The organism is Nostoc sp. JL31 (genome assembly GCF_017114965.1).
GTDB classification, from domain to species: Bacteria; Cyanobacteriota; Cyanobacteriia; order Cyanobacteriales; family Nostocaceae; genus Nostoc; species Nostoc punctiforme_A.
Genome location: NZ_JABXKO010000038.1, coordinates 22531 through 30534, shown reverse-complemented (window position 1 = coordinate 30534; position 8004 = coordinate 22531). Strand labels below are relative to the sequence as shown.

5 protein-coding genes and 1 pseudogene are annotated in these 8004 nt (G+C 41.0%); 2 read left to right on the top strand and 4 right to left on the bottom strand.

The genetic code is table 11. The features are described from left to right. Nucleotides 1–219: 219 nt before the first annotated feature. Nucleotides 220–1549 (top strand): annotated as a pseudogene (locus HWQ43_RS08445) (IS701 family transposase). Nucleotides 1550–1570: 21 nt separating this feature from the next. Here the strand turns inward: HWQ43_RS08445 and HWQ43_RS08440 are convergent. From HWQ43_RS08440 to ftsH, 3 genes are all read right to left on the bottom strand, one after another. Beyond that, nucleotides 1571–1975 (bottom strand): hypothetical protein, encoded by a 405-nt coding sequence (locus HWQ43_RS08440; protein ID WP_292732076.1) that lies wholly within the window; start codon nt 1973–1975, stop codon nt 1571–1573. Nucleotides 1976–2150: 175 nt separating this feature from the next. After that, the gene (locus tag HWQ43_RS08435; RefSeq protein WP_292732075.1) at nt 2151–3065 is read right to left on the bottom strand and encodes a DUF928 domain-containing protein; all 915 of its coding nucleotides are present in this window, start codon (nt 3063–3065) and stop codon (nt 2151–2153) included. Nucleotides 3066–3555: 490 nt separating this feature from the next. Continuing rightward, a complete protein-coding gene (ftsH, locus tag HWQ43_RS08430; protein WP_292732074.1) occupies nt 3556–5445 on the bottom strand; it encodes an ATP-dependent zinc metalloprotease FtsH in 1890 nt (629 codons plus the stop codon). Between the two features lie 389 nt (nt 5446–5834). Between ftsH and HWQ43_RS08425 the strand changes: the two genes are divergently transcribed. Further along, a complete protein-coding gene (locus HWQ43_RS08425) occupies nt 5835–6380 on the top strand; it encodes an NADPH-dependent FMN reductase (RefSeq protein WP_292732073.1) in 546 nt (181 codons plus the stop codon). 44 nt (nt 6381–6424) lie between these two features. On the opposite strand, the gene HWQ43_RS08420 is transcribed toward HWQ43_RS08425, so the two are convergent. Then, nucleotides 6425–7543, bottom strand: coding sequence for a ferrochelatase (locus HWQ43_RS08420; protein WP_292732072.1), 1119 nt, complete (start codon nt 7541–7543; stop codon nt 6425–6427). Nucleotides 7544–8004: the final 461 nt, after the last annotated feature.

Here is an 8004-nt window from a genome sequence, read left to right as displayed (position 1 = left end):
TAACGCTATTTTCAGCTTACTACCTGTCCTTTTTCTTATCCCGAACTCAGGTTAAGGCACTAAAAGCGAACTTCGCCATGAGTATTTGGGTGGTCAAATTTTTGCGATGGCGGGGGGCAGTAAGGCGCACAATATTATTACCTTATCCCTCTTCTGTCACTTTCCGGGTATTCTAAATAAAAGTATTAGAAGAAAAAACCCTGTAAGGTAAGTAGGGCAATGGATGTAGAATTACAAATCCTGAAACATCTGGCAAGAGATGCCCATCCAACAGTTGCGATCGTAGATGAATATTGTGCAGAGTATAAAGACCTGTTCAAAGAAGTAAGAAATTATGAATGCTTCAAATATTTACACATGGGGATAACATCAACTATAAAACGAAAATCGTTACCAGAGATAGCAAAGGTAGTGAGCATAAATTCGGCACAATCATTACACCATTTCTTAGCCAATTCAAATTGGTCAGTCAATAAATTAAAAGAAAGAAGATTAAATAAGTTAAAGAAACAATTAGATGGTCGGGCAATTACATTAGTAATAGATGAAACAGGAGATAGGAAAAAAGGTAAAAAGACTGATTATGTAACTAGACAATATTTAGGAAGCGTGGGGAAAGTAGATAATGGAAACGTTTGCAGTTAATACTTATGGAGTTTATGCTAATATAACTTTTCCATTAATCGTCAAAATATTTAAACCAAAAGGAAGATTAAAGGAGTCAGATAAATATAAAACTAAAATAGAGTTAGCATCAGAGATAATTACAGAATTAATGGAATCAGGCTTCAATATTGAATTAGTATTGGCTGATAGTTTATATGGTGAAAGTAGCCAATTTATTAGAAAAATAGCTGAATATAAGTTAGGGTACGTGGTATCAATTAGAAGTAATAATGGAGTCTGTTTGCCTTCAGGGCAAAGTGTTAGGGCGAATAAGTGGTGTAAATTTGAGAGAACATTTAGCAATGAAAAATCAGAGACTAGATACATTAGGGAAATAATTTATGGTAAAAAAAGAGCCATAACTTACTGGGAAATAACTACTGACCCAGAAACCATGCCAGAAAATTCTACCTCTTTTGTGATGACGAATCTTCAAGGGAATTTGAAGAAGATTTTAGGCGACTTATATGGATTAAGAACCTGGGTAGAATATGGGTTTCGACAGTGTAAACAGGAACTAGGCTGGAGAGATTACCGTTTCACTAATTTCCAACATATTGAGAGATGGTGGGAGATTATTTTTAGTGTTTATACGATGATTAGTTTAAATTCTCCAGTCTTCTTAGGCTTCAATCAATCTCGTCAACTTGAGACTGAAGCACAAGAAAATAATGATGTTGATTTTTCTAATCATCCGCAATGGAATCATAAATCTGGATGGAAGAATACTTTAAATAATCTGCGTCTTATTATCCAACCACTTTTACTATTTTGGTTAATTTATCCCTGGTTAAGTATTTTCCCTAATTCAGATTTGTTACTAGGGTTCAATCAATTAATTGCCGCAATGAATCAATTTAAACCCTGTTATGCTTCTGGATGATTTAGCTTCTTTACTACTTGCTTATTCCGGAAAGTGACAGAAGAGGGATAAGTTATTTGCTGCTTCTCTGTCACTACCAGAGAGAATATCTACACCACCATCCCGCTTCATATTCTTTCCGGTAGCATCAAATTTTTGGTTGACAGCATTTCGTAAATTAGCAAGTGACTGATATTCGAGTTCCGGGATAAAGCCGCTTTTAAGAAAGTTTGTCCAATCCTGACCGCCATCTTTCAGAATATCAACGTCAACAATGCCAACTGCTGGTATACCCAGTTCTCTCAAAGGCTTGATAATTATTTGGACAGTTTGCTTGTTTTGAGCATTGAGAAACAAACAGTTAGGAATTCCCAACTCTGGCTTATAACGTAGCAGTCGCTCATTAATCTCCTGATAAAAAGCGCGATCTGCATCAGATTCGCGCATTTATCGCCTTTGATCGCGATCGCACTTCCTGTTTCTCTACCAGCTTGACTTACAGCAGTAATTAGCAAGAATTGATACCGTCCACGCCATAAGTATTTGCGATCGCTTAATCTTATATTGAAGGGTAAAAAACCCAGCTTTTCTATGAAAACCGGGTTTTTAAGTAATTGTTAATTTATTTTTGGGCAGTACAACAGGGCAATAAAGGCTTACTTACAACTTCTTTAATGTCTACTGAATTTAACAAATCTTCCCAATATTTCTGAACTTCGGGATCGTTAGGACGCTGGCGGCGTAAATTAGCTAAAGTTCTCAGAGCATCTTCCCAAAATCCAGCGGTGGCAAATAAAACTGCACGATCCAAGTCTGTGTTTGGTTGGTTTAGCTGAAGAGATAGGTTTTCATCTTGCGATCGCACAATTGTACCTTCTACATAAGAGTCTTTATCGCGGTTATTAGGATCGCAAATCATCGAAAAAGTCCAATTGTACTCTTTACCGATTTGTAGAGATGGCTGATCGACAGGTACATTTACGCTAACAATACCATTCTGCCCGACAGGTTTGAAAGTCCCCTTATATAATGGGTCAATGCTATCACCATCCCGCAAAACAAATTCTAGTGCTTGCACTGTTGTCGAGGTTTGAGGAACGTAGAAAAAGAATGTGGGACGCTCTGATGTGGTGCGTTGAGCTTCCTTATCTGTCGGTGTCAGGGGAATAAGGTATTGTCCAGTTTGAAAGCAACTTCCCCGCGTTCCTGCTGACCTTACTCTACCAGGTCTACCTGGGACAAAGGCGATACGATTTCTACCGCGTTGAATGTAACTTGTAACATTTCTAATTGCAGCAGTAGCATATCTATCTCCAGGACGTAGCCGCTCTGCTTGCTGAAAATTCAATAAAGCTTTTCTATAGTTTCTCCGTTTGGTTTCGTTATAACCAAGCTGCATATATTGGGTGTAAGCCGATTTTGCTTGTGCCAATTGGTAAACTGACTCTGTTGCCAAAACCTGAGTAATGCTTACAGGCTCAAAGGGCAGAAATGCTAAAGCAGCAAGCAGATAACTTGCCCAAAATCTATATTTCATGATGTTTATGTTTACTTGTAGTACATTATTTGGGTATACATAATACAATAGCCTAAGCTTTACAGTGACAAGACTTTATGTGTGCTACTTTCTGGGAAGGCTGAGGTAGTATTGTAATTTTTTTTCACAACAAAATTCCCAACTTCTGAAAAAAGTTGGGAATCTTAACCTTTGGATTTTCAGTAGTCTAAAGTTGATAAACTATTAGCTTTTGCCTATTCCTTAATACAATACAGTTCAGTTAAGCAATTTTTTCCTTCTCTTTCTTCTCTCTGCGTCCTCTGCGCCCTCTCTACGAGACGCTGCGCGTTGGCGGAAGCCTCTCGTAGAGAAGGCGGTTCGTTAAAAAATTGACTTGGATAACAGAGTTTTAGCCTTAACCCAAGCGGATTGTTCCTTAATAGACATCTGGTGAAATTAAAGATACCTTATCTAGAACCCTTGTAGAGACGTAGCACTGCTACCTCTCTACATTTTTTCACTCTTATATTTAATGAGGTACAGCCAATTGTTCATCGGCTACCTGAACATGATCGGCAACAATTTTGCGGAATGCATCACCTTCAATTGTTTCCTGTTCTGCTAGCAAATCTACTAAACGCTCCAAAACTACGCGGTTTTCTTCCAACAGTTCTTTGGCCTTAATGTAAGAATTGCTAACAATTTCGCGCACTTGTGAATCAATTTTGGCAGCAATTTCCTCAGAATAGTCTGATTTATTCATCCAGTCACGTCCTAAAAATACCTCTCCACTCTGATTTTCCAAGGACAATGGGCCTAATTCTGACATCCCGAAGCGTGTCACCATCTGCCGCGCCATCCCTGTCACGTGTTGCAAGTCATTGCTTGCACCTGTGGTCACTTCTGGCTTCCCAAAAACGATTTCCTCGGCGGCGCGACCACCCAAAGTAGCAGTAATCCGGGATTTTAGTTGAGAACGGGAAATTAACCCCTGTTCTTCGTTGGGAGTAAACCAAGTTAATCCCAGTGCTTGTCCCCGTGGAATTAATGTAACTTTCTGCACAGGGTCGTGGTCTTTGAGCAAGGTGCCCACTAAAGCGTGTCCAACTTCATGATAGGCAATCAAGCGCTTGCTCTTACTATCTACTAAGGCGGTACCTTCCATACCTGCAACAACTCGGTCTACAGCAGCATCGATTTCTAAAAGGGTGACAGCTTCTTTGCGTCTTCTAGCGGTGAGAATAGCGGCTTCGTTGAGTAAGTTAGCTAAGTCTGCACCAGTAAAACCAGGGGTGCGGCGAGCGATCGCTTCTAATGATACGCTAGGATCGATTTTCTTATTCCGCGCGTGGACTTTCAAAATTTCCAGTCGCCCTTTGAGATCGGGTGGATCGACCATCACTTGTCTGTCAAAGCGTCCCGGTCTGAGTAATGCTGTGTCTAAAACATCTGGGCGGTTTGTGGCAGCAATAATAATGATGCCTGTGTTACCTTCAAACCCATCCATTTCGGTGAGCAGTTGGTTGAGGGTTTGTTCGCGCTCGTCGTTACCGCCACCGATCCCAGCACCCCGTTGTCTACCTACTGCATCAATTTCATCGATAAATATTAGACAAGGGGCATTCTCTTTGGCTTTCTTGAAGAGGTCGCGCACGCGAGATGCACCCACACCAACGAACATTTCCACAAATTCTGAACCGGAAATACTGAAGAATGGTACACCAGCTTCACCAGCGATCGCTTTTGCTAGTAAAGTTTTACCAGTACCAGGAGGGCCAATTAACAGCACTCCTTTGGGAATCCGTGCGCCTACAGCAGTAAATCTTTCTGGCTGTTTCAGGAAAGTCACAACTTCTTCAAGTTCTTCTTTAGCTTCTTCAACCCCGGCGACATCTTCAAATTTCACTCCAGTTTTTGCCTCCATTTGGAAGCGAGCTTTGGATTTGCCGAAATTCATCGCTTGGCTAGAAGCATTAGTAGAGCGTCGGAGGAACAATAGCATTAAAGCTACTAGTGGCAAAATCCACATCAAGTTGATCAACAGTCCAACAGCAGCTCGACTGTTCGCAGAGGAAACTTCGCCAAAATCAACATTCTTATCTTTGAGAATGTTGATTAACTCTGTGTTTTGCGCCAAAAGTCTCACCTGTTGCGGTGGTGTATTATCTTTTTGTCCCTTGAGATAAACCTTTGCTAGCTGTTCGGTTTCGTCAAGCTCTACTTTCTCGACTTCTCCCGCCTTCACTTTCTTGATCAAGTCACCATAATTTAGCGAGGCGGTTTCTGCCTTTTGTGCCATGACAGGAGTACTTCCGAAAATTCCTGGCAACATAATCAAACTAGCAGCAATTGCACCAAACCAAGCAACGCGCTTTGAGGACTGCCTTTTTATCAATGCTTTTTTTCCCGAATTTGTCATAATAATTACCCTTTGTCTGCTGGCACAAGTTAAGCGCTGGTTTTATGCCTATTCTTCTATCAAAAATTGTAATAACTGGAAATTACACTTTTCTTATCTAGTCTAACTTCCTCACAAAAGCATTCCCAAGTTTCTTCAGGCTATTACATAAAGTTGAGCGAGCGTTATCTAGTATGCAGCTGTTAAAACTGGGCATTGGGTACAAGAGGCAGAGGGGCAAAAGGGCAGAGTGGAAAAATCTTACTGCAACTTCTCCTCTGCTCCCCATTCCCCAGTAGATATTAATTTGACACATTACGGCACAAATCGCTAAGATAAACATAGTCATAACGATTCCGCTTTTTAAGAAATCTGGTGATAGTAGCTAGTTAATAGTTTGTGGGTTAATTATGGTGAAAATTATTGGCATTGGTGGTAGTTTAAGACCCAACTCTTATACCCAGCTTGCTTTAGAAGTCGCAGCGCAAAGGGTTGAAGCTGTAGGTGCAGAGGTAGAAATTCTCGATTTACGACAGTTGCAGCTACCATTTTGCACTGGCGCAAAGGAGTATCCAGAGTATCCAGATGTTCAGCGGTTGCAAGAAACAGTTAGTCAGTCCGATGGGTTAATTTTAGCGACACCTGAGTATCATGGTGGCGTTAGTGGTGTCCTGAAAAATGCTCTGGACTTAATGAGCTTTGATCAACTATCTGATAAAGTAGCAGGATTTATTAGTGTTTTGGGTGGTCAGTCTAATAGCAACGCTCTAAACGAACTACGGTTAATTACCAGATGGGTTCATTGTTGGTCTATCCCTGAACAAATTGCGATCGGACAAGCTTGGGGTGCATTCAGTCCTGAAGGCAAACTAGTAGACGAAAAGCTCTCTCAAAGATTTGATCAATTTGCTCAGAGTTTAGTTGATAACACTCGCAAACTACGGGGCGTAAATTAATTGTAGGGTGGGTCTAGTTTTGCCCACCCTAGTAAACTCAAAACTTAATGATGATGGTGGTGATGATGGTGATCCCCAGCTAGTTGGGGATTAATTGCCAAAGGTTGCTCCGACAACAACTCTGCTATATGAGCATCAGCCCATTGCGCCACCATTGTCAAGAATTCTGGATGATCGTTGACGCAAGCCATTTGCACGTAGTTTGTACCAGGATGCTGTTTCTCTAAAGTATGGATGATATGGTGTACATCCAATAGAGTTTCGTGGTTTTCTGTGGCAAAGCCAATTGGCATAAAGATCACTACTTTCGCACCCAATTGAATCAGGTTATTAGCAGCCTGCTCTGCATTTGGCTGCGTCCAATCAATTAGGGGTGTGTCATGATTGAGCCAACCCACGGAGATTAAGGGATAGCGGTTAATCAACTTATCCCGAACCAACTCGTACATTGCTTCACTTTCGGCAATCCCAGAAGTAAAGCCTTTAGCTTTATGGGGACAGCCGTGGTTCATTAATACAATACCGATTTGAGAAGGGAGATAAGCTGCGGCTAACTCAGCAATTTTCTCTTCAACCAGATGAGCCATTAAATCGATGTAAGCTGGTTCGTTGAAGAAAGAAGGAATGTAACGCTGTGCTTTAACCCAGTGTTCCTCACCATCAGTCAACTCAACGAGAGCATTGTTAACTTGCTCGATCGCAATCCCACTAGTAAAAATAGAATCAACAACCAGCAGTGGGTAAATCAGCAGCTTATCGAAGCCTTGGTTTTTGATTTCTGCCAAGACTTGATTGGGTAGAAAAGGGGCGCAGAAGTTAAAAGCCTTGAAAACTTGAACCTTATCGCCCCATTTTTCTTGTAAATTTTTCTCAATCCCAGCCCGTTGCTGTTCAAAAATCGCATTGTGTGGGGAGATAAAATCGTGGTGTGTGTGTCCCCACTCATGGCGGTCAAATAGCGCCAAAAGCTTTGCCAGAGGCGGATAAATCCAGGTTGGTACTGGTGCGAATTTTGCTGTCAGTAGATTTAAAGCCTGTTCGTTATAGTTGGCGAAATCTTCGTAGCTTTCGACTTCGCCGTAGCCCATGAGCAATACGGCTACACGGTCTTTACCTGATACATGCTCGTGAGTGTGTTGTACTTTTTCCGGCGTGGCAACCACAATTAGTTCCTCAATATAACCAGAGTGCAGAGAGATATAAAGTTAGGGAATAGCTTACGCATTTTCCCTTATAGTAACTTATTATCCCATCCGGGGGGATAGGATAGGTGCAAAAATGAAAATAATAAGTCAAAAGACGTATAAAATTTACGTGGCTTAATACACTTCTTGTATAAATACCCAACAGAGGTTGGAAATTTTGAAGCGGTTTAAAACTTGACATTAGAATTATTAGACCTGTCTTAAAAATAGAGGCTAAAACAAAGCAAAATCATTCCCAGATTATTTTCATTGTTCCTTGTAAGCGCAGCTCATGGAGTCTCTTACACAAATGCAAAATTTGCCCTTTCTTTCTCCCAATTTTGCGAGAAGCAGAGGCAATTTCAAAATCCCTGTCCCAAGGGACAGGGATTTAGGGTGAGGGCTTTTGATTTATGCAAGAAGTCTAATGTCCAATACCC

Coding starts and splice junctions, on each gene's coding strand:
- HWQ43_RS08440 (WP_292732076.1), bottom strand. CDS start 1,975: ATGCGCGAATCTGATGCAGATCGCGCTTTTTATCAGGAGATTAATGAG.
- HWQ43_RS08435 (WP_292732075.1), bottom strand. CDS start 3,065: ATGAAATATAGATTTTGGGCAAGTTATCTGCTTGCTGCTTTAGCATTT.
- ftsH (WP_292732074.1), bottom strand. CDS start 5,445: ATGACAAATTCGGGAAAAAAAGCATTGATAAAAAGGCAGTCCTCAAAG.
- HWQ43_RS08425 (WP_292732073.1), top strand. CDS start 5,835: ATGGTGAAAATTATTGGCATTGGTGGTAGTTTAAGACCCAACTCTTAT.